Annotated in this window: 14 protein-coding genes; 5 read left to right on the forward strand and 9 right to left on the reverse strand. The window is 41.9% G+C overall.

Annotated elements, in window-relative coordinates; all coding sequences use genetic code 11:
• The 5 genes from WAZ74_RS00585 to WAZ74_RS00605 form a co-directional block, all read right to left on the reverse strand.
• Positions 1–1,578: a DUF1513 domain-containing protein gene (locus WAZ74_RS00585; RefSeq protein ID WP_422304680.1), complete on the reverse strand. Its 1,578-nt coding sequence runs from the start codon at positions 1,576–1,578 to the stop codon at positions 1–3.
• Positions 1,579–1,581: 3 nt separating this feature from the next.
• Positions 1,582–2,757: an imelysin family protein gene (locus tag WAZ74_RS00590; RefSeq protein WP_422304682.1), complete on the reverse strand. Its 1,176-nt coding sequence runs from the start codon at positions 2,755–2,757 to the stop codon at positions 1,582–1,584.
• A 120-nt stretch (positions 2,758–2,877) separates the two neighbouring features.
• Positions 2,878–4,449 carry a di-heme oxidoredictase family protein gene (locus WAZ74_RS00595; RefSeq protein WP_422304787.1) on the reverse strand — a complete coding sequence of 524 codons (1,572 nt, stop codon included), beginning with the start codon at positions 4,447–4,449 and terminating at the stop codon, positions 2,878–2,880.
• Positions 4,450–4,841: 392 nt separating this feature from the next.
• Positions 4,842–6,296 carry an imelysin family protein gene (locus WAZ74_RS00600; RefSeq protein ID WP_422304684.1) on the reverse strand — a complete coding sequence of 485 codons (1,455 nt, stop codon included), beginning with the start codon at positions 6,294–6,296 and terminating at the stop codon, positions 4,842–4,844.
• Positions 6,297–6,597: 301 nt separating this feature from the next.
• Complete coding sequence (locus WAZ74_RS00605; RefSeq protein ID WP_422304686.1) at positions 6,598–7,251, reverse strand: OmpA family protein; 654 nt, start codon at positions 7,249–7,251, stop codon at positions 6,598–6,600.
• A gap of 700 nt (positions 7,252–7,951) precedes the next feature.
• Between WAZ74_RS00605 and WAZ74_RS00610 the strand changes: the two genes are divergently transcribed.
• The 5 genes from WAZ74_RS00610 to minE all read left to right on the forward strand — a co-directional run bounded on the left by WAZ74_RS00610 (position 7,952) and on the right by minE (position 12,646).
• Entirely contained in the window at positions 7,952–8,911 is a 960-nt protein-coding gene (locus tag WAZ74_RS00610) for an acyltransferase (protein ID WP_422304688.1), read from the forward strand.
• A gap of 182 nt (positions 8,912–9,093) precedes the next feature.
• The gene (locus WAZ74_RS00615) at positions 9,094–10,218 is read left to right on the forward strand and encodes a hypothetical protein (RefSeq protein WP_422304690.1); all 1,125 of its coding nucleotides are present in this window, start codon (positions 9,094–9,096) and stop codon (positions 10,216–10,218) included.
• 79 nt (positions 10,219–10,297) lie between these two features.
• Positions 10,298–11,182, forward strand: coding sequence for a septum site-determining protein MinC (minC, locus tag WAZ74_RS00620; RefSeq protein ID WP_422304692.1), 885 nt, complete (start codon positions 10,298–10,300; stop codon positions 11,180–11,182).
• 358 nt (positions 11,183–11,540) lie between these two features.
• Positions 11,541–12,353, forward strand: a complete 813-nt coding sequence (minD, locus tag WAZ74_RS00625; protein ID WP_422304694.1) for a septum site-determining protein MinD — start codon at positions 11,541–11,543, stop codon at positions 12,351–12,353.
• A 2-nt stretch (positions 12,354–12,355) separates the two neighbouring features.
• The gene (minE, locus tag WAZ74_RS00630; protein WP_422304696.1) at positions 12,356–12,646 is read left to right on the forward strand and encodes a cell division topological specificity factor MinE; all 291 of its coding nucleotides are present in this window, start codon (positions 12,356–12,358) and stop codon (positions 12,644–12,646) included.
• Positions 12,647–12,752: 106 nt separating this feature from the next.
• Here the strand turns inward: minE and WAZ74_RS00635 are convergent, their stop codons facing one another.
• The 4 genes from WAZ74_RS00635 to WAZ74_RS00650 form a co-directional block, all read right to left on the reverse strand.
• The gene (locus tag WAZ74_RS00635; protein WP_422304698.1) at positions 12,753–13,280 is read right to left on the reverse strand and encodes a cytochrome b; all 528 of its coding nucleotides are present in this window, start codon (positions 13,278–13,280) and stop codon (positions 12,753–12,755) included.
• Between the two features lie 138 nt (positions 13,281–13,418).
• Positions 13,419–13,922 carry a hypothetical protein gene (locus tag WAZ74_RS00640; RefSeq protein ID WP_422304700.1) on the reverse strand — a complete coding sequence of 168 codons (504 nt, stop codon included), beginning with the start codon at positions 13,920–13,922 and terminating at the stop codon, positions 13,419–13,421.
• Complete coding sequence (locus tag WAZ74_RS00645) at positions 13,919–14,932, reverse strand: chemotaxis protein CheB (protein WP_422304702.1); 1,014 nt, start codon at positions 14,930–14,932, stop codon at positions 13,919–13,921. The genes WAZ74_RS00640 and WAZ74_RS00645 overlap by 4 nt, the downstream gene beginning before the upstream one ends.
• A complete protein-coding gene (locus WAZ74_RS00650) occupies positions 14,922–22,028 on the reverse strand; it encodes an Hpt domain-containing protein (RefSeq protein WP_422304704.1) in 7,107 nt (2,368 codons plus the stop codon). Before WAZ74_RS00650 ends, WAZ74_RS00645 begins: the two co-directional genes overlap by 11 nt.
• Between the last annotated feature and the right edge of the window lie 24 nt (positions 22,029–22,052).

Genomic DNA, 22,052 nt, shown 5'->3' on the forward strand with positions numbered 1-22,052 from the left:
TCAAAGCGCTTGTAAATGGTTATCAAAAGACATCATATGGCGTTTACTGTCTATGCCGATAGTATTATTTTTGGCGATAGCATCTGAATTTAGTTCTGGGTCTACTATGGTTAAATTATGGATATTTAATCTGGTTAATTGACCTTGTCCATCACTAACGATAAAGCTTGATTCCTCACCTTTACTATCATTACTAATATCACTATCTATGTTATTAATCCACACTGATGCGCCTGCACAATCTAGCAGACTGACATCATCAATCAGCGCGCGGGTATTTAGGTCAAATATTGCCGCACAACCGCCGATTGGCGTGGTCACACACAGCTGATTACGTTTACTATCGACCGCTACGCTAGCGATATATTGATGAAAGCGTTGCCACTGATTATTGGGCATTATCAAAGGGGTAAAATCGATGTCGCCGCGCTTATGGGTTAGAACTAACGGCACATTGATATGTTTCTCACCTTGAAACTGAATGCCAATCATCACTGTGCCATCATCGTACATGGCTAAATGACGTACACTCATCTGATTATGTTCAGGGACAATTTGCTCAAGTAATGCACCATCATGGCGGTTTAGATACACCAGTGAAGGGTGCATAGTATCAAGATTGAGCTCTTCGCGTGAAGCTTGCTCAGTTTTAATACCACCATTAGCAATCACTAAAGTTTCGCTATCAGGATGCATTATCAGCTCATGAGGACCGATGCCGTGCGAGTCAAATTCTGCTACTTTTTGATAACTATCATAAGCATCATAAACACCGATCTTACCGTCTAAACTTAGCGTATCATTTTCGGTCACATATAACTTTGAACCATCTAAGCTATAGCAAGCATGCCCATAAAAATGGCGATTGCTTGCAGCATTGATCGCAAACTTTACTTGCCCTGTCGCAGTATCAAGCACCCAGAATTTTTCACTAGGACGACGTCCCATAACCACAACGTCACGATTGCTGTGATTGTTCACCGTACTATCTTGATCACTAAACACAGGTTGAACGACGATATCGTGGACACGCTCTGGCATGGTAGTTTGCCATACTATCTCTCTATCAGCATCGATACCAACTACCCCAAAGTCGTTTTCATTTAACAATGAGCTATCTTTTGGCATAGAAGCCACGCCACTGACCCAGCAAACTGGTCGCGCCAGCATAGTAGTAGTATGTATTATGCTAAAATCATTGGTCGCTAAATCATGGCTATTAGTCTGCTTCTCATTCATTGGCAGGCGATATGCTTGATGCCACGCAGAAGCAGCTTGCTGACAGGCAGAGCTAAAACGTATTAACTGCGGCTTCGATATTGATGGCAATACGTGCAACTGCGAGCGAATACCGATCACATAATCTTGCAGACTTGCATGAGGATGACGCTGCTTACGATAGCGATGATGGATACCAACGAGTGTCACTGTACCCATTACAGTACCAAGCGCTGTCAAAACCGACATTACTAGCAACTCATTACTTGAATGTTCAGGTGCTTGCTCATTTATTGACGAATTGAACTGACAGCTATTTGCAAGTCCAGATGCTAAAATATCGGCTTTAGTAGTGTGCATGATTTAATCACCATCGTTACTGTTAAAGCCGACACGGAGACCAAGTGCCGGAATCAATTGACGCTTAATTAAGCGCGTAACAGTAGTAAGATGATCATATAATTCTTGCTGCGTGGCTTTATCGGCAGTCCCTAGATCTTCTGGCATTTGTGCTAATAACGTAGTGGTATCAGCGAGCGCAGTTGATAGATTGTCCGCCACTGTGTTTTCATTGTTGCTACCTAAAATAGCAGTCAGTACCGGGTCGGTCATGGCTTGATTTAATGTGGCCAATTTAGCATTGATAATCGCGCGACTTTGCCCTGCAGTCGCAGCTGGTAGATGACCCTTCGCCTTTCCCGTTAAGCCTAACGGCTGATCGATGGCGTTAGATTTCATGGTCTCAACCAATGAGAGTAAAGAGTTAAACCATTGGTTCAACCCTTGGTCACTTTCAGCGGTTTTATCAATCGCTAATAAATCAGTTGAATTTTGCTGCCAGTTTTTCTCAATATCTTTGAGGCGTGTACTCAATGCGCTGCTTGCGCTTATAACATAGGCGCACTGACCAGCGTCTAAACTTTCATTAGCATATAGCGCTTCTTCTAAACCTGGTACACCTTGAACGATGGCACTTTCATTAGCAAGCTGCTCTGCCGTCAGCTTTGGATTGGCAGTAATAAGATCGGCCACGCCGCCATGTACCAAACCGCGCTCGTCAGGATAGTAGTTGATATATAGATTGCTCATACTGGCAGTCGCAGGACCAAAATTGACCATTTCAGCACTTGCCCATGCTTGTGCTAATACTAGCCACTGGTCACGCAGCGCTTGCAGTTCATCGCCACTGACTGGCGCTTTTTGACAATGTTTTTGTGCCAAATCATGCAATAAATCACTTTGTTTCGCCGCGTCAGCATAAGCGGGAATGACAATGTCATTAGCCACATGGGTTAAATAGGTTTTTTCAGTTTCAGCACTGATATCAACAGCGACTATCTTTTCAGCATTCTGGTCAACATTTTTATCTACACTGTCATTAACCGCAGCATTTTCGCCAGTTTTCGGCGCGGCACTGTCTTGGGCAACTTGGCTATCTACTTCAGCAGCCTTATTGTCATCAGCAGGTTTGACGCAGCTAATGAGTATGCCGGCACTCAATGCCGATAGCGCCATTGCTAGCGCATGGTTTATTTTCATAGGATTCTCAGTAATATTATCAATCGTTATTGTAGAGCATCAGTATCGTAGTGACAGAGCAGGCAGGCGGATAACCTTACCTATCTGTCATTTAAATATTAAAAATACACAGTCAGATGCTTATAATGACTGTAAAAAGGCGTTCAATTCAGCACGCCCTTGTTTGTCGAGCTTTAGTACTTTTTGCTGCTGTTTTTTAGCTTCTCCGCCATGCCACAATACTGCTTCCATCAGCGTACGGGCACGGCCATCATGTAAAAATGTCGCTTGTGGATCAACCGTTTGCGCAAGCCCAATACCCCATAATGCCGGTGTACGCCATTCATAAGAGTTGGCCAAAAACTCAACCTGCAAGTTTTTTGACGGCAGTTTACCAGCGATGTTACGATCAGCAAGATCATCACCCATATCATGAAGCAATAAATCGGTATAAGGATAAATCACTTGTCCATGCTGCTCAAGATGATCATCAGCGGTTTTTGGTAGCTGATATCTTGGCGTATGGCAGCTTTGACAGCCCATATCATAAAAGCGTTTTTTGCCAGCCAGTACCAGCTTATCATCAGCATTACGCCGATGCGGCACCGCCAAATTACGAGTATAAAACTCTACAAATTTTGCCACTTCATCACTAACTTCAACCGGTGATTTGCCGTTACCCTGCTCGTCCGCGCCCGTTATCGCTTTTATACAAGCGGTTTGCGTTGGCATACAGGATTCATGTGGGCGAATATTTGACGTCAAACCCATATCTTCATTAAAAGCACTTTGGTTTTGGGTAATCAGCTTGGTTTGACCTGCTTTCCAGCCAAAGCGACCTAAGACCACTTTACCGGTTTGCGGATCCATGACTAAATTGAATTTACCTTTAATATCACTGCTATTTTTATGATTGCTAGCCGCTTGTTTTTTAATATCAGCGTCTGGGATTTGATCGAGTAGCCCAAGACCAATCATAGGTAAGGCAATACGCGGCGATACCATGAGATCATCATCAAATGACCCATAACCTGGATTGGTTAAGTTAAAGGTCGGTGCACGCAAGGTTTCGACATGCCCATCAGCAAAGGTAACAGGCTTATCCGTCCACTGTATGGCAATTCTTGCTTCTGCTGGAACGCCTTGGATACCGCGATCTTGCAATTGACCACCATACATGGGATGAGCAACCTTCTCGATAAGTGAATTCTGTAACTGTTGCCGCTGCTTATCCGTTGTGGCTGGCATGGCCAAACGAATCAGTAAACTGTCTGCATCATCGTCACTAGTCATAGGCGCGTGACCACGACCGTCTTTGACATGACATGATTGACAGGCGGCGACGTTAAATAATGCGCCAAGACCATCACGGCTATCAGTGCTAGCAGGTGCAATCACCCACGGCTGGCGAAAGAACGCATTGCCAATAAAGAAAGAGCCTTTACGTGAGGCGGTTATATTTGATGAAGGTTTAGAATAGCTCTCACTACTCGTAATACTAATACCAGTATCACCACCTTGCTTAATCTCTTGCGGATCAAACGATGCAAGCTGCTGCATAGACACACCAGCCAGCGCCTCGACAGTTTTTACGCGTTCAGAAGTTAATGCTTGAGATTGTGAGCTTTTCTGAGTTTTACGGTCACTTTTAGCAGCATTGTTAGCAACATCATCAGCTGGCTGACAGGCACTTATCAATAGTAAACATAGCATACTTAGCGATAGTTTTAACGGCGCAGTTTTGCGTATAAGAGAAGAGTCAAACAAGGCGAATTGTTTACCTGTTAAAACATTTGCGGTGTTCATAGAGAGTACCTTAGTTCTAGTATAGAACCATTAAAATCGCGTGCTATAAAGTGTTTCACTTCTAGTCGATAAGTGACAGCTACGCACTGACCTTATCTAACCTGTCCGGCTATTTTAATACGCTATAAAAAAACACGCTGCCAACCAAAATCGACAACGTGTTTATTATACATAATTTACTTTCTTATGAAAATAATTCTCATTCACTTATAGCGACTTATCAGGCATTATAAATATATATACTTGATAAGATTAAATAGTGGTAATTTAAAACAGTGATAGTTTTAAAAAGCGACAACTTAAAACTGTGAGCCTGCATCTGCATCCAAATTGTCAATACCAACGGCTTTTGCGGCATTTTCGATACCAGCGGTCAGCTCTTGCAAGCTTGTGATACTGCTTTCAATCCAACCACGACGCTTATTTTGCTCTTCAGCAGAAACACCGTGTTTACTCGCCTGCCCTACGGTGGCAATCATCTGATCAATCTTGATATTTTCTTTTTCGCCTTTTTCAACAATGACGTTAAATGCCGCTTCTACTTTTGCAAAATCAGCAGCTAATTTATCAGCAGCTTCAGTGTTGCCTGTATCGACAAGATAGTTTTTAAGTCCATAACCACCTATGGTTTTGCCCGCGACGGTTTTGTAGCTACCATTAAAGACATTTTGAATACCGCGAGCGTTATTGGCATAGCTTAAATGGGTCAAATCACTAAAACACTCATGCTCATCTTCAGTAGAGCCAGTGACAAACGCTACCTGGATGCGCTGAGAGGCAAGCTCCCCAAGTGCTAAACTGCCCATTTGATACATGATTTGGCGCAGACTATTACTATCCTTACGTGCCATCATGTCGCTGCGTAAAGTATTTTCACTCTCAGGCTGCCACTGTGCTTCCATCGCGGTCAAATCATCAACCAGCAGTTGAGTTGCTGCTTTTAAATACTGTCCTCGGCGCTCGCAGATACTAACATCAGGATTGACAGTCTCGCCGCTAGTGCATTGACCATCAGTCGTTAGATAATCACTGAACGGGCGGTTGCCAGCACCTTCAGCGACGCCATTGGTATCTTGACCCCATAGCATAAACTCAATAGCATGATAACCTGTGGTCACATTGGATTCACTACCGCCAATCTCATTCATCTCTGCGAGCAGCTCAGGCGTGATAGTACCGGTATCTTGCTTGAGGCTGCCAACGCTAATAATATCGCTATTGATAATATTGTCTTTACTGTTGTACTCGCCTTCATAGTCAGCGTTTACGTAGTCAATTAAAGCTTCATCTAATGGCCAAGCATTCACCTGCCCCTCCCAACTATCTGTACTAGCAATTTTACGCTGCTCATTAGGTGTCACAAAACCTTCATCGAATCGGAATACTTCAGTCTGTGAGTAGGGCTGGCGTGCCGCTTTATATGCGGCCTTTGCTGCATCCAAATTGACTTGTGTTGGGGTTTCTACATAGGTATTCACTGCAGTTTGTAAAATTTTTGCCGTATCCAAAGAATCTTTATAGGCAGCATGCGCCATATCAGCATAACTAATCAGCAAGCGATCCGTATGTGCTTGGTCAGCCGCTGATGAGGTTTTGCTGTCTTTATTTTCTGTGCCTTTTACTTCAGCTTGCGTATCCGTCGTCGCCTTCTCATCAGACTGTTTGGTACAACCTGATAACATTAATATCCCTGCCAGTGCAGCAGCTAAAGTAGTCGGTAAAATTTTACGGCTTGTCACTGTAGTGATATTCATATATGTCCTTGATGGGCTACACTAAAATAAAAAAGAAAGGGGAATAAGAGGGATATTCAACATTGATACCAGTAACGTGCTTAAGCTGACGACACTAGACGCTGGTTAATAATCGTCTATTCAGTCGTAAAGTACGGACGGAATATAAATATCTAGCAGTTGAATAATTGGGAATTATAATGTTATTGATAACTATTATCAAATATAATTTTGCAAAAACATGGACAAAATTTAGTCAAAAAAAAGGTCAGCTTTCGCTGACCTTTTTATCTGAATCTTTATACTGTCAACTTAGCGAGAATTAACGAACGCTGTTTGGCGCATTAACCGTTAGCTCAACACGGCGGTTTTGCTGACGACCATATTCACTGTTGTTGTCGGCAACTGGACGAGATTCACCATAGGCTACTACGCTGATACGGTTAGAAGATACACCACGTGCGCTTAGGTAATTAGCAACTGCATAAGCACGGTCACGTGATAACTTCATGTTATAAGCATCAGTACCTTTGCTGTCTGTATGACCAGCGATGGTTATTGTATTTTGGTTGTACTCATTCATAGTAGAGGCAAGCTTTTCAAGCGTTGGCTTAAACGAGTTATTCAAAGTCGCGTCATCAAACGAGAAAGTGATGCTACCTGGCATAACTAGGTCGATATTACCATTAGCATTTGGCTTAACTGTCACGCCAGTACCAGCCATTTGCTGCTCAAGCTGACGAGCTTGACGCTCCATGTAGTAACCAACACCAGCACCAAGTACACCGCCAATAGCAGCATCACGACCGGTTTTGTCGCCACCAGTCGCTTTAGAGATAGCTGCGCCACCTGCCGCACCAGCTAGAGCACCGATAGCAGATTTATTAAGACGTTGTTGTCCAGTGTTAGGATCCGTCGCACAGCCAGTAAGAGCCAAACCTGATGCTAGTGCTGCAACCATTAATGTATTACGCATAATATTTCCTCATAAGTTTTAAATAAAATAATAGATAAGTTGTGCTTTTTATGAAAATTGCTCATGACCAATATCACTTAATAATCACTTAGCAACATCGTTTAGTTTTTTATCTACGCTGTTTATATTATGGCAAACTCATTCTAATTCTGTGTAACATTTTGTCACATCTATGTGTTAGAAGTGCATAAGTGTTCACAGATAATTCTCTATACCTATTCATTATTTGCTATGACAAGTCACGTTTACAGCCGTACACTCTAATTTTTTTCTGCTAGAATCGTGCAGTAAAGTGATTATCTGGTAGATAACTCGCCTCTTGCACCAACAACACTTTGCTACCTTGCTATGATAAAACGTCAAGGGCTAGCGATGATGATACAAATAATTTAATGCTAGAGTAGAAAATAAAAAACTGGGCTTATATAAACAGTCTTAGCTTTTATAAATATTTTCTTGGCTTTTATAGATATTTTATAGCCACTTTAGCTTTCTTCATTAATCATTTTTTACTTGTACTAGGTTAAACATATCATCGCTTCATATAGCAATCAAACTAGTAGCAATCAAACTAGGCTCCCATGCCGCCACCTTGCATTATAATCAACAAAAAGACAGATATTTTTGCGGTAATTGATAAATAGCGATTCTCTAGAAACAGGCTTAATAGATTCATAAAACTAATATAAAGAGATTGGATATGCGATTGAACTCCACTATGCAAAAAATACATAAGCGTGCTCCTAGACTGGGGAAAGCCGTATCGCTGGCGACTGCCACAAGTGTACTAATGGTCAATAGCTTTGGTGGCAGTATTCCTCTATGGTTGATGGGTGCGACCAAAATACTTACCGGCTCACAAATTGCCGATAAGACAGTGATTAGCATTACCAATCATTGGATTAGCAGTAATAATATGGTAATCGACAATATTTTACCTAAAAAAGACTGGCGTATCAGCTTACCTGATGATGTTAATACGCAAGGTAAGTATTTATTGGTTAGCAACCATCAGTCGTGGGTTGATACCAGTATCGTGCAATATATTAGTGAAAACCGCTTACCTTTAACACGATTTTTCACCAAATTTGAGCTGATTTATATTCCTGTGGTTGGGCAAGCGTTTTACTTTTTAGACTTCCCTATGATGCGTAGACACTCTAAAGAGGCAATCGCCAAGAATCCAGCGCTGCAAGGCAAAGATATCGAAGAAGCAAAGCGCGCTTGTGCGCTATTAAAAAATAAACCATTTACTTTGCTAAACTATTTAGAAGGTACGCGCTTTACAGTCATGAAACGTGATAAACAGCACTCACCTTATAAGAATTTATTAAAACCACGTGCGGGTGGTTTGTCACTGGCAATCAATGCGCTAGGTGATGATATGGATGGTATTTTGGATATGACCATTGTTTATCCTGATGGTGTACCGACGTATGGCGACTTATGGAAAGGCAATATCAAACGCCTCGGCGTCGATGTTCGCCATATCAAGATGCCAGATACATTATTTATGGCCATCCAAAATGGCGGTTATGAAAATGACGAGACTGTTAAAGCGCAAATGTTCGATTGGGTCGAGCAAATTTGGCAGCAAAAAGACCAGCGTATTACGGATATGTTGGCTGAGTTTACTGAGACAGCTGAGATTGAAAATTAAGTTAATCAAAAATGCGGGTTCTGTATAAAAAAATAATTTGTAAAATATCAAATTATAATGGTTGATGGCTTGTTTTTTGGTGTTATTCATTGATAATGTGAATAACCATTAAACTCATTATTTATTTAGTAGTGATTGGCGTAAAGCTATTCATTACTGATGCCATTTACTATTTATAAGGTATGACTGTGCCCGCCTCTTCTACTACTAGCCCGCCTATAGAGTCAACGTCAGCGCTCAATCAGTCCTCAGCAGCTTACTCAGAGTTACCAGATAGCCTATCACCATTATCACCGAAACCTAATCGTCCACAGCCAAACCGATTGCGGTTGACCTATGATATTGTGATGATTGTCGCGATCAGTATCGATTTATTACTGATTAGTATTGATACTATCTTGATGAGTGACTTTATTAGCGCTAATGTTGCAGGTAGGCTATCACTTAGTGATGCTTTGGTCTGGTATCAAAATACGATACACGACTCACTGCGTACTACGGGCGGATTTTTTACTATATTCTTAGTGATTGAGTTATTACTACGCTGGGCCATTGCTATTAAACAAAAGATCTATTATCGCTGGTTCTTTTTCCCTTTTGTACATTGGTATGAAGTGCTTGGTTGCTTTCCGCAGCTACGAGCGCTACGTTTATTCCGAGCCGTCATCATCGGACGACGCTTACACCAGCTCGGCTATCAAGTGTTACCACAACCTTGGATCAACCGGATTAAATTCTATATCAATTTACTGTTAGAAGAGTTGTCGGATCGCGTTGTTCTGACCACCATTCATAACTATCGGCAGCAATTGACTGATCCCAAGATGCAAAAGTCGTTGATTGATGCGACCTTTAATCGCAATCGTAATGAGATTGAAGCCGCGCTTCTCTCCTTATTACGCAAAGAGCTTGCGCCAAAACTACAAAACCTGAACAGCAACTCAGAAAGTGGCAAAATGCTCGCCATTGATATTGGTAATGCCGTCGAAAATGCATTGGCGAACACCCCAGAGTTGCACCGTTTGCTGCGCTTAATTCCAATCGCCGGTAAACTAATTGAGGGGCAATTACTAGATATCGGTCATAATATTGGTGAAAACGTTGTCAATACCCTTAATGAGTGCTTGCTCGATCCTGAGCGCATCGATACGCTAATGGTGGTAATTGCAGAGGGTGTCGCCCAACTTGATACTAATAATACTGAACTTGAAAGTCTTATAGCCCGTGTCTTCTCTGAGAGCTTGTTAGAATTTGAATCAAATTTGAAAATACAACAATGGAAGAATAAAGACATACTTAACTTATAGAATTTTTAAAATAGCGACTTGATAATAAAAAACGGCACCGTGAATACAGCAATATGACCATCTTTTGAGGATTTATACTATGACAATTTCAGACAATGACAACACTACCCTCGCCTCGACAACCACGCCAGCCTTAGCTTTTTATGGCAAAATGTTGACCTTTTCACGGTTGCAGTTGAGCACTGATGATTTCGCTGCGATTACAGCCCAGCTGCAAACAACGCTAAGTAACAAGAGCAGTCATATCCCAGTATTGATTGATAGTGAAGTAGAGCAAGATTTATCAGCATTGGTAGAGCTACTTTGGTCTTGGGGCTTGCAACCTATCGGCGTGGTGACCGGTCTGCTTGACGCACAAGCGCGCGAGTTACGCTTGGCGATATTCCCAGCAGATGGTAAGCGTATCGAGCGCATTTTACCGAGTAAAAAAGCCATGACTCAGCTAAGCCAAGTAGCCGCCACTACAACAGCTACTGATGCTAATAGCGACTCTAAAACCACTACCGATAACGCTGATTCAATAGCCAGTAATCAAGCGGCTGAAACGAGTGCACCAAATGAAGCAGCTTTGCCTGCCGAAACACTTATTAGTGCTGAACACATTACTAGCCTCATCTATGATCAAATGCTGCGCTCAGGACAAAGCCTCAATCATGTTGGCGGTGATTTAATTCTGACCAACAGTGTCAATAGTGGCGCAGAAGCAATCACTGATAATAATTTACATGTGTATGGGCGCGCTCAAGGACGTTTGGTCGCAGGTGCCACTGGTGATAAGGACGCGCGTATCTTCTGCCAGATATTTAACCCTTCTCTTGTGTCAGTGGCAGGTACCTATTGCTTACGTGATAATCTACCAGAGCATGTGGTTGATAAGTCAGTAGAGGTACGTTTTTTGGAAGGTCAAGGACTGGTATTTACCATAATGGACGAATCTCAGCTGGCTAAAGGTGTTAAACCGTAAATCCCTACTAAGGTAAATGCAGGTATAAATACCAAATGGTTTAATCCATGGCTTAATTCATATTGTAGTAAGTTTATTTAACAAAACTGCGCTATGATAAATTGATAGCTCTGCCACTATTTACCATATCTGTAAGCGTTCATATGAGCTTGTCATTGTATAGATTTAATATCGACGCTGTTTTTATGCTTTAATATAGAGTTGCTATAAGTTTTTGTATATTTATGCTAGGCTTACGCTCGCAGATAGTACATATACGGTATATGGACGACCACCAAATATGCTACTTTATATACGTGCTGTTTTATATAATAACTATTTCATAGATCATTTCATTCATTCATAGGAGTGTGCCATTGTGGCGAAGATTGTTGTAATCACTTCGGGTAAAGGCGGCGTGGGCAAAACCACGACTAGTGCGTCTTTTGCCGCCGGTTTAGCATTGCGTGGCTATAAGACAGTTGTTATCGATTTTGATGTGGGCTTACGTAATTTAGACTTGATTATGGGCTGCGAGAATCGAATTGTTTATGACTTTGTCGATGTTATCAGTGGTAATGCACGCTTATCACAAGCGCTTGTCAAAGATAAGCAGCTAGAAAACCTATACATATTGCCTGCCAGTCAAACGCGTGATAAAGACGCGTTAACAGACGAGGGTGTGGCGGAAGTTATGGAAGAGCTTTCTAAGCAATTTGACTATATCATTTGCGACTCACCTGCTGGTATCGAGCGCGGCGCTCAGCTAGCGATGTATCATGCAGATGAAGCCATCATCGTGACGAATCCTGAGATATCTTCAGTACGTGACTCAGATCGGATTATTGGTATCTTGCAAAGCCAGACAAAAAAGGTTGCTGAAAACCAAGGTTCTGTACGTGAGCACCTTATCATCACACGCTATAATGCAGAACGTGCAGCTGCTAACGAGATGATGGATATTGATACCATCTCAAATGACATCTTGAAAGTTCCTTTACTTGGTGTTGTTCCCGAAAGCCACTCTGTGCTCGAAGCCTCTAACCACGGTGAGCCAGTGATTCATTATACGGATTCTGTTGCTGGTCAGTGTTATGACGATATTGTCGCTCGTTTCTTAGGGGAAGAGCGTCCGCTACGTCATATCGATGCAAAGAAAAAGAGTCTATTACAGCGCTGGTTTGGGGGTTAATAATGAGTAAGAAAAAAGGATTTTGGAGCAGTCTATTCGGTACGGATGACAACAGTAACTCAGGTAGTGCCAATATGGCAACTGAGCGTCTAAAAGTCATTGTTGCTAGCGAAAATCGCTTGAGTAATCGCTTGACCCCAGACCGCATCGAAAAAATGAAGCGCGAGATATTAGAAGTGGTCAATAAGTATGTCAATGGCGTACAGATTGATGATGTGAATATCAATCATCGCTCTGAAGACAGCCTAGACGTACTAGAGATGAATATCAGTTTGCCTGAGCATAAAAAGTAATTTTATTACTGATAAAAAATTTATTTTAGTCAGAAAAAAAGCCCTAAGTATCCTACCTAGGGCTTTTTTGTGCGCATATTTTCTATTATCTATTATCTATTATCAACTATTTCATACGCGACATTAGATTGTCTTTTTTCACAAACTGATGATATAAAGCTGCGCCGATATGTATAAGTGTAAAGGCGATAATCATTGGCCAGATAATATCGGTATGCCAGTCATTATAAAGTCGTGCTAAGCCTCTATCTGGAGTAACAAATACGGGAATCTGAAACAAACCAAAAATATCAACCGGTCGACCACCATATACGGACATGAGCAGTCCTGCTATTGGCATAGCTATTAGTAGTGCATATAGCGCAAAATGTGACAATTGCGATAATAGCATTTGCCATTTCGGCATCGCTGCCGGTGGCGGCGCCCTAGTAAAGACGCGATTAATCACTCGCGCTATCATCCAAAACAATAAGCTGACCCCAAAAGCTTTATGTAGGCCAATATAGACCTTGCTATCAAGGTTCGTATATAACAGCATCATTGCCCATGTGATCAGTAATAAAATCGCGCTAATCCAGTGGAAAACTCGACTAGTAGCAGACCACTTTGTCAGATTTGAATTGATATTATTCATGGATTACTGTGTCACCTCTATCGCTAACGGTTGCTTAATAATGTGGATAGACAACTAAGTAGACAGCTACTGACTAGCAAAGCGTAACTAACAAGCCATCGAAAAAACCTGATATAAAGCTTCATTACGAGTGAGCAATCAGCTGTCTAAATCAATCAATTGGTGCGCGATTTTATCCAAATCTGGCACCAAGTAAAGGGTATTATCAATCATAACCGTTTGAAATAGGTAGGATAGCACAACATCTTCTTGCACACGTTCATGAACCGTATCAATGATGCTATCTGTTTTGTAATAATGCTCAGGAAGCTCCACATCTTTAACATCAGAGATACGCGCCTGTAGTTGGCGCAGCTCACCAGCTGTCTGTAGAGCGATACGATGCGCTGAGGTATTGCCTTCTAATACAATCATTTTATCTGGCGTTTGATGACGCGGTAGCATATGAAAAACAGCGACTTCTTGCTGTTGCCACTCATAAGTCCAAGTATGTTCGCCATACTCATCCACACTCAAAATTAAACTACTGGGAATAATCCAGTCAGGCTGGTCGAACGCTGGGACGATAGTAACGTCGAGCATACCGTTGTTGGTGGTCAGTAAGCTTACTGCCTCAAACGAATGTTTTAAAATCTGTTTCATAGTTCGCTCACAATAGATGAATGTGAAGAGGCGCTTGTCGCCCTTTCAGCAATATAATCGGTCAATTTCTCTGCTAACGCTTTAGGGCTACCAACAAATTTACAATATCCTGAATCAATGATAGCCTGTGGCTGGCTAGGGCAAGCACTTAAACTTGGCTCTTGCGCCCACAATTGACTGTCATTGTCTTGAATTAAATCTAAATACTGCGTGCCATCGTTGCCCATACCTGAAAAGATAATGTTTATCAGCTCACTGCCATAAACATCACTGGTGTTTTTAATAATCTGACCAATACAAGGCTTATAATCACCTTCCCAAGCCAAATCTGACAAAATAATGCGCCCTGTTGAATCACAAACAATCTGTTTATCAATGGGTACAATCAGACATTGACCGGCTCTCAAGCGCTGTGACGAGGTAATCATCTGACAGCGCCAGTCATTATGACGATTCAAGATACGGGGTAGTGTACCAATCATCGTTTGGTTGAAATGATGGGCTAATAAAATACTAACGGGTAGCTTGGGCGACAAATGATCTAAGAACTCTTTGACTGCACTAGGGCCACCCATAGAAGCCCCTAAAAACACGACATAACGCCAATCGTTGGCTTCATTCTTGTAAGCGACGGTATCTATGAGCGTTGGTAGAGCAAGCATTTGGGCAAGCTTACGCTTTAATTTACGCTGCCACTTGGCATACTGCTGTGCTTCATTGAGATAAGGTGCTTGACTAAAACCGACCAAGACAGAGGCGGATTTAGACAATACAGTCATAGTAGCCACGTGTTCATCGTAATCACTGTCTATCAACCAGATATCGATAGGTGCTTCATAATTATTGAACTTTTCTTGCAACTGTGACCGTGTGATGCAATCAATAAGCTGAAAGCCACAATGACGTACCGTATCGGAAAAAGCCATACGCTGACGATGGTCCTCTGCGACTACTAACACCTTGATATCACCTTTATCTTTTAGCGCCAAGGCACGTACATTATCCTTCATCAGTTAAGCTAACCTTCTTACCCAATAAGCTTTGGATTTTATTAAGCAGCTCATTTTCTTGGAAAGGTTTGCCCATGTAATCATTTACCCCAATCTCAAGTGCGCGCTCACGATGTTTTTCACCCGTACGTGACGTAATCATAATGATAGGCAAATGCTGCAAACGTCTATTATGTCTGATTTGGGTTGCAACTTCAAAACCGTCCATACGCGGCATTTCAATATCTAATAACATTAAGTCTGGTGTCATCTCTTGTAATATCTCAAGCGCATCAATACCATCTTTGGCAAGTGCAACATTGAAGCCTTGACGTTCTAAGAAGCGTGACGTTACTTTTCGTACCGTGACTGAGTCATCGACTACTAAAATAGTCGCCTTAGACTCTAGGCTTCTACGCTCAACGATAGCAGGTTGTGAGACTTCTTTGACCAAAGAGGCATTACGCATCAAAGCAATCAAATCTAGGATAAGCATTACTGAACCATCGCCCATAATCGTGGCTGCTGAGATACCTGATAGATTCGAGAACTGTTGCCCCAAAGGTTTTACGACGACTTCAATACGTGAGCCCGCTATTTGATCGACCTGTAGCGCCATATTCTGTCCACTACGGTTTTTAATAATAATAAGCGGTACGCTGGTATTGGTATTAACGACCAACTCATTAAGCTTATTACCTGATAAAATCTCATTTAAATAACGTACACGGTAATCGGTATCTTCAAAATTAAGCGTTGCCTCACCTGATTGGTAATAGTCGTAAATCTTTTCTGGGTTGATACGCACCACACGCTCAATCTGAACCAACGGGATGGCATAGTAACGATCAGCAGCACGAACAATCAACGCGTCAGAGACTGCAACGGTAAGTGGTACACGTATGGTAAAACGAGAGCCTTTACCCAGTTCTGATGTGACCGATACCGCGCCACCTAGCTGACGAATCTCACTGATAACGACATCCATGCCCACACCGCGCCCTGATATCTGTGTTACTTGCTTACTGGTGCTTAGCCCCGCATTAAAGATATATTGCATGATATCAATGTCACTGAGACTGCTATCGTCAGCGTCAATAAGACCTTGAGAAATAGCCTTTTCACGTACCGCTTCAACATCAATACCATGACCATCGTCGGTCAGTTGAATGACGATTTCGCTACCTTCGCGTAGTACCTCTAGAGTAATTTGTCCACTGCGCTCTTTACCCGCTTCTAGTCGCGTTGAGACATTTTCAATACCATGGTCGACTGCGTTACGTAACATGTGCTCAAGCGGTGAGGTAATACGCTCTAGGATGGTTCTGTCCATCTCATCGTCAGCATTGATAATCTTTAGCTCAACCGATTTATTAAGCTCATTGGCTGTTTGACGTACGATACGCTCAAGCCTTGGCGTCAATCGAGTGAAAGGCACCATACGCGATTTCATCAAGCCATCTTGTAGTTCAGTTTGCGTCCGCGATAGCTGTAGCAATAAACTTTCACTGTCTCGCGTTTTTTCTAATAAGGTGCTGTTAATATCTACCAAATCCGATGCCGATTCTGTTAAAGATTTTGACAACTGATTTAAAGAAGAATACTGATCCATCTCTAACGGGTCAAAGCCTTCGTGATTAACCAGCTCCTCATGTATCTGCGATAAAATCTGAGCTTCAAGCTCAATTTCCATCCGGCGTAGCTGATCAGCCAAGCGCTGTACGGTAGTACCCATCTCCTCAATACTATTCGTCAAGCTACTAATACCCATATCAATACGCGCACGGTTAATCGCCGATTCTCCCGACAAATTAATCATATGCTCAATCAAACCGCCTGAGATACGAATCATCTCATTATTATTGGCGTTCTGTTCTTGCTCACTGACATCACTAACCATGAGCGGCATGTCACTGATATCTTTTTGGATATAGGTTGTCTCTTGCTTTTCTTTAGCAATTAAAATCGCTTCACGCTGAGGCTGCAGGGTTTCTTTAGGTATTTGTTTTAGGCTGTCAGGGTTTTTACTAAATTGTTGTAATGCTTCAATCAATAAGTCAGGTGTTGGCGGATTAACCTGTTGTGAGAGAATAAATACGGCATCTGCAAGCCAATCGTGACAAGCCACAAGTAGCTCTAATACTTTCTTAGTAGTAGGACGGCGGCGATCAACAAAATCTTTATATACCGATTCCATTTCATGGGCTAGATCAGCAATACCACTGGCAGTCACCATACGTGCGCCACCTTTTAGGGTGTGCAAGTCACGCTGCAGTCCTTGTAATGCGACCATATCACCAGCATCACTTAAGAATAATTTAAGATACTCGTTACGGTTGGTGAGCGCTTCAGCTTCTTCTAAAAATACCTCTAAAATATCAGGATCAGGCAAGCCATTAGCCCATGATTGCTTGATAATTCTATCTAAGCTTAAAGTATCAGCCGCTTTTTCTATACGATGCGTATATTCATTTGCATAGATTTCAGGCTGGGCATCAACATGGTTTTTTGGCATAGGTACAATAAGTTGTACCATTTCTGGTAATACTTTTGCTTTTTCAAACTGCTGTAGTTGTTCAATAAGCTCAGGCGCAAAAAACGATTTTTGGTAACGTACAATATGCGCTACTTGCAATGATAAGGTATCTTGCACCACTTGCATAATCTCAAGCCACTGCGCCGTTGGCGCGCGTCGAACCTCTACAAACGCTTCATAGATGCTCTCCGCCTCATGGGTCAAATCCCCAATACTACGAATACCCGCCATGCGCGCGCCACCTTTGATGGTATGCAGATGGCGTTGCAGTACCTTTAAGGTATTGATATTAGTAATATCTGCTCGCCACTTACTAAAGCTATCGACCAGGGCATCATCTAATTCTTGGGCTTCTTCTAAGAAAATCTCCAACAGTTCGATGTCAGTATCGATAGACTCAAGCTCTAGCTCAGGCGCTGCAATACTTTGCACAGCTACAACATCTTCATAAGTTTCTTGAGCAATAACCGCATCACTGTGTTTATTTTGCTCACTGTAATCACTGTAATCACTGTAACCATTGTTTTGAGAAATACTCTGCAATTGCTCAAGCACTTGCTCATCAATTTTTAATGAGGTGCTACCCGCTAAAGCGTCAAATAAACCAATTAACTGAGCATGCCCCGCAAGTAATATGGCTTGAACATCAGGATTAGCAGATTTTTCAACATGCTTACTCAAATAATCATAAGCATTTTCCAATGCATTAAGAATAGAGGTAAATTTTGGAAATACCTTTGCTTTGTCAGTGAGGTATTTTATTTGTGTAATTTGCTGAGCTATATATTTCTGAACTTCGTCGATTTCTGAGTTGCTAAGCCCATCAACCAATTGCCACTCTGCATCTAATAAGTCATCAATATCGCTATCTAATAACTGGTTTATCGTTGGCTTATCATCAGCTATAGCCTCGCCATCGTCGATATCTTGCTTGTCAAGCAACGCCTGTAATGAGGCGATATCTTGCTCGCTTTGCATATTTTCTACCAACATATCTTGCTGTTGCGCATTTTGTTTATAGTTATCGAGATAACCATCAATAAGCGTCACAGATTGGGCTAGCGCACTTAAGTGCTTCGCATGCATCGGTATATCTTGCTGCTGCAGTAGCTCTAAGCTCTGCTCTATGGTCGCGCTAACATCGCTGATTGCTACCAAAGCGCTAGAGCCAGAAGCCGCTCTCAGTGTATGGAATGCACGCACAATCTCATCACTCACTGCAACGTGTGACTCGCCTTGATGACTACGTACAAATTCATTGATACCCTCTAACAACTCTTCCGCTTCTTCGATAAAAATATCGAAAAAAGCTTGCTCTTCTTCGCTTTGAGGCGTCAAAATGATAGGCGCTTCAGCCATCTTTTCATTGACCGAATGAATCGTCTGCAATGCACGATCAACTGTTTGATCACTACCATTTTCAGAATCTTGAACATGGTTATCTAGCTCAGAATGTAGTGTTATATGCTCAGAAGCTTGCTGTTCAGAAGAGCTTACTAATTGACGGCATAGCACACTGTAGCTGAACTGATCGCCCAACTGCTTACTATAAGCATCAGCACATGCGACCCACAATGGCAAGATAGCGGGATAATCTTCGCTTTCATTTTCAAAAATTGTTAGCAGCGCAGGATAAGCTGTCAATACATCGCCAATAAGCTGTTGTATATCTGCTGACGCAGCAATACTCTTATCTAAAATGCGATTGAGCATGTTTTCTATAGACCACGCTAATTCAGCACTATAGTTAGCGCCAACCATACGGCCAGAACCTTTTAGCGTATGGAAGCCACGGCGAATGTCCGTCAGTTCAGTCAAATCACTGGGAGAAAGCTGCCAATGCTCATATAAAGGAACGATGTCATCCAATACTTCATTGGCTTCTTCTATAAATATTTCTTTGATATCAGGATCGGCATCGTTTGCATCCGCTGCTAGCACTTTTGATTCTGAGATAAATGGTTTCAGTACCATGGGTATTTCTAAACCAGCTAATAACTCAGAGAGATTTCTTGCTTCGCCAGTATTATGAGTATGCTTGATAATAGTAAGAGCATCTATAGGACTGCCAGTCTCAGCAATTAAGCTTGGCGCTTGTGAATGTAAACTATGGTCTAATGCAGAATTTTCTGGTATAAAATTAGCTTTTTCGATGTCGGTTTGTGAAGATACCGGTTCGGCTATCTCCAATCCAAAATTAATAGGTTGTTGGGTTATTAAATTATGACTTTGCAAAATAGTAATGGCAGGATCAAAACTTGGCGTTTGCTGTGCCTCAAAGTCGCTTAACATGGCTGGTAAGCGCTTTGTAGTTTCTATCACGAAACCGACGACGTCATCCGTCACTGGTAAGGTTTTATCTAATAAATGATTGAGTAGTTCTTCAATAGACCATGCCATCTCACTAAGGCTAAAAGCACCAACCATGCGTCCTGAACCCTTCAAGGTATGAAAACCTCGACGCACTTCCGTTAATGGCGTTAGATCTTGTGCGTCTTCCTGCCATATTGGTAAAAAATCCTCTAAATCAGCAACAACTTCTTCAACTTCTTCAATAAATATTTCACGAATATCTTCATCTATATCAAAATTATCAGCTTTGAGTTGCTGACGAGCGCGCAGTAAAGCCTCACTAACAGCCTCACTAACAGCCTCACTAACAGCCTCAGCGACGATACTTTGACTCTCTTCATCTATGACAATCTCATCAGCTAATAGTGACTCAATCGATGTTTCAGCGCCGAAATATTGATCGATAATAGGCAAAATCTCACCACTATCATCATAGCGCAGTACATCGCTTGCTGCCGGTTTTTGGCTAAGGAAAGTATCATTGACCGTTTCAGGCGCATCAATATACTCACTAAGCAGTGTTGCTGCTTTATCAATATATACGTTTGCCTTTTCTAATAATGATTGGTCAAAGAACTGCTGGGCAAGATAATCGAGTAACAACTCAATAGAAGTTAAACCCTCTGCCAGCGCCTGGGTAACGTCCCAACTGAGCGCTTCTATCTCATGAGTTTGTATTTGTACAAATACATCAGCTATTTTAGCAGTTGCTTGACCAATCGAAGGCAGTTCCATGCTATCAAAAGCATGGCTCATTCTAGTGAAATCTGCTTGATCTGGTAATAGATCTATATCTTGGCGTTGTATATAGTCCAGAAAACCTTGCTTAACTTCTTCAACAGCAATACGCAGCTCACGTAAACCTTCATCATTGGCGCTAATATAAGTCCTGCTTTCTGGCTGCAAGTCGTCACTAGCAACAACTACTTGAGATAGCGACGTCAAAGAAGCCGCATTACCTATTTTCGTAGATATGACTTGCTCTGTATTATAAACAGCGCTATATAGCTCTTGAAGCTGACGCTCAATTTGCCATTGTTCTTGAGTAAAGTCTTTGTCCGACGATAGGTTGTGCTCTATATCAGTCAGAATAGAAGCTACTTGTGACGCAAACAAGGTCCAACCACGATTTTCAAGCTGAGTATTTATGTGTTGTAAAGGTTTTAGCAGAGTGTGAGGCTTATCAAGACTAAAGATAATCGTCTCAATCTCGCTCAGTATACGCGGTAAGAAACGTGATTCTGTACCCGTTTGCGACCAGCCGCTCAATACAGATTGCGTATTATCGCTATGATTAACAAGGCCGTTTAACTCAATATAAATACTGCTTATTAAGTTCTTAATGATACTAGTTGATAGCTCAGTTTGATTCTGGAAAGACTCTATGACCTGATCTAACTGACTTAATAGCGTTGCATAATACTTAGGCAGCGGTGTTTCATTTTTTCCAAGATCGTGCAGCCACAATTCAGCCAAATACCAAAGACGCTGTAAATCTGCCTCTTGTGCAGTCTGCCATAGGTAGTGACTGACTTTTTCTAGTACAGTCAATATAGAAGGGTTATTTGCATTTTCAGCTAGTAACTGTTGCGCTTGCTGGCGCCAAACCAATAACAATTGCTGATATTGATTGTTGTCTAAGTCTGATACCAACATGCTAACTGGTATGCTTATGTCAATATCATCATGAGCTGATAGGCTATCTACATCATTATCTGTAGATAATAAGACCGAATCTAGAAGGTGATCTGTCTCTATTTCAAACCGTGATAAAGCTTGAGATAACGCAGCCGAATTTTTTTTGATTAAAGCGCTATGGTGGTTGCCCGTTCGCGCATAGTACGCAAGCTCACGCTGCAACAATCTATGAGCGACCTGCCCGATTTGATGTTTCTCAGCAGCAAGATGACTATCAAGGTTATCATTACCTGAACTGTCGTTACCTAAACTATTATCATTGAAACTACTATTTAAGTCATTGTACTTATCACTTAAATTTTGAGGAGTACTTGCTCCCACTAATAGGCCGAGCTTAGTCGCTAGACTTGCCAAAGAAGGCAAGTTGATCATGGTGAGCGCACCACTAATCTGATGATAGTGCTGTGCCATTTGCTCATAATTAGAGTTTTCTGTCCCTAACCGCCAGCCATCAGCTACCTGTGATAATTGCTGATTAAACAGTGGCAATAACCACTCGATCGTTACCATGTCATTGGGCTGGTTTTTCATAGGTTTATCCTAACTTGTCTAGGC

This window comes from Psychrobacter sp., from assembly GCF_049295055.1.
Taxonomy (GTDB): Bacteria; Pseudomonadota; Gammaproteobacteria; order Pseudomonadales; family Moraxellaceae; genus Psychrobacter.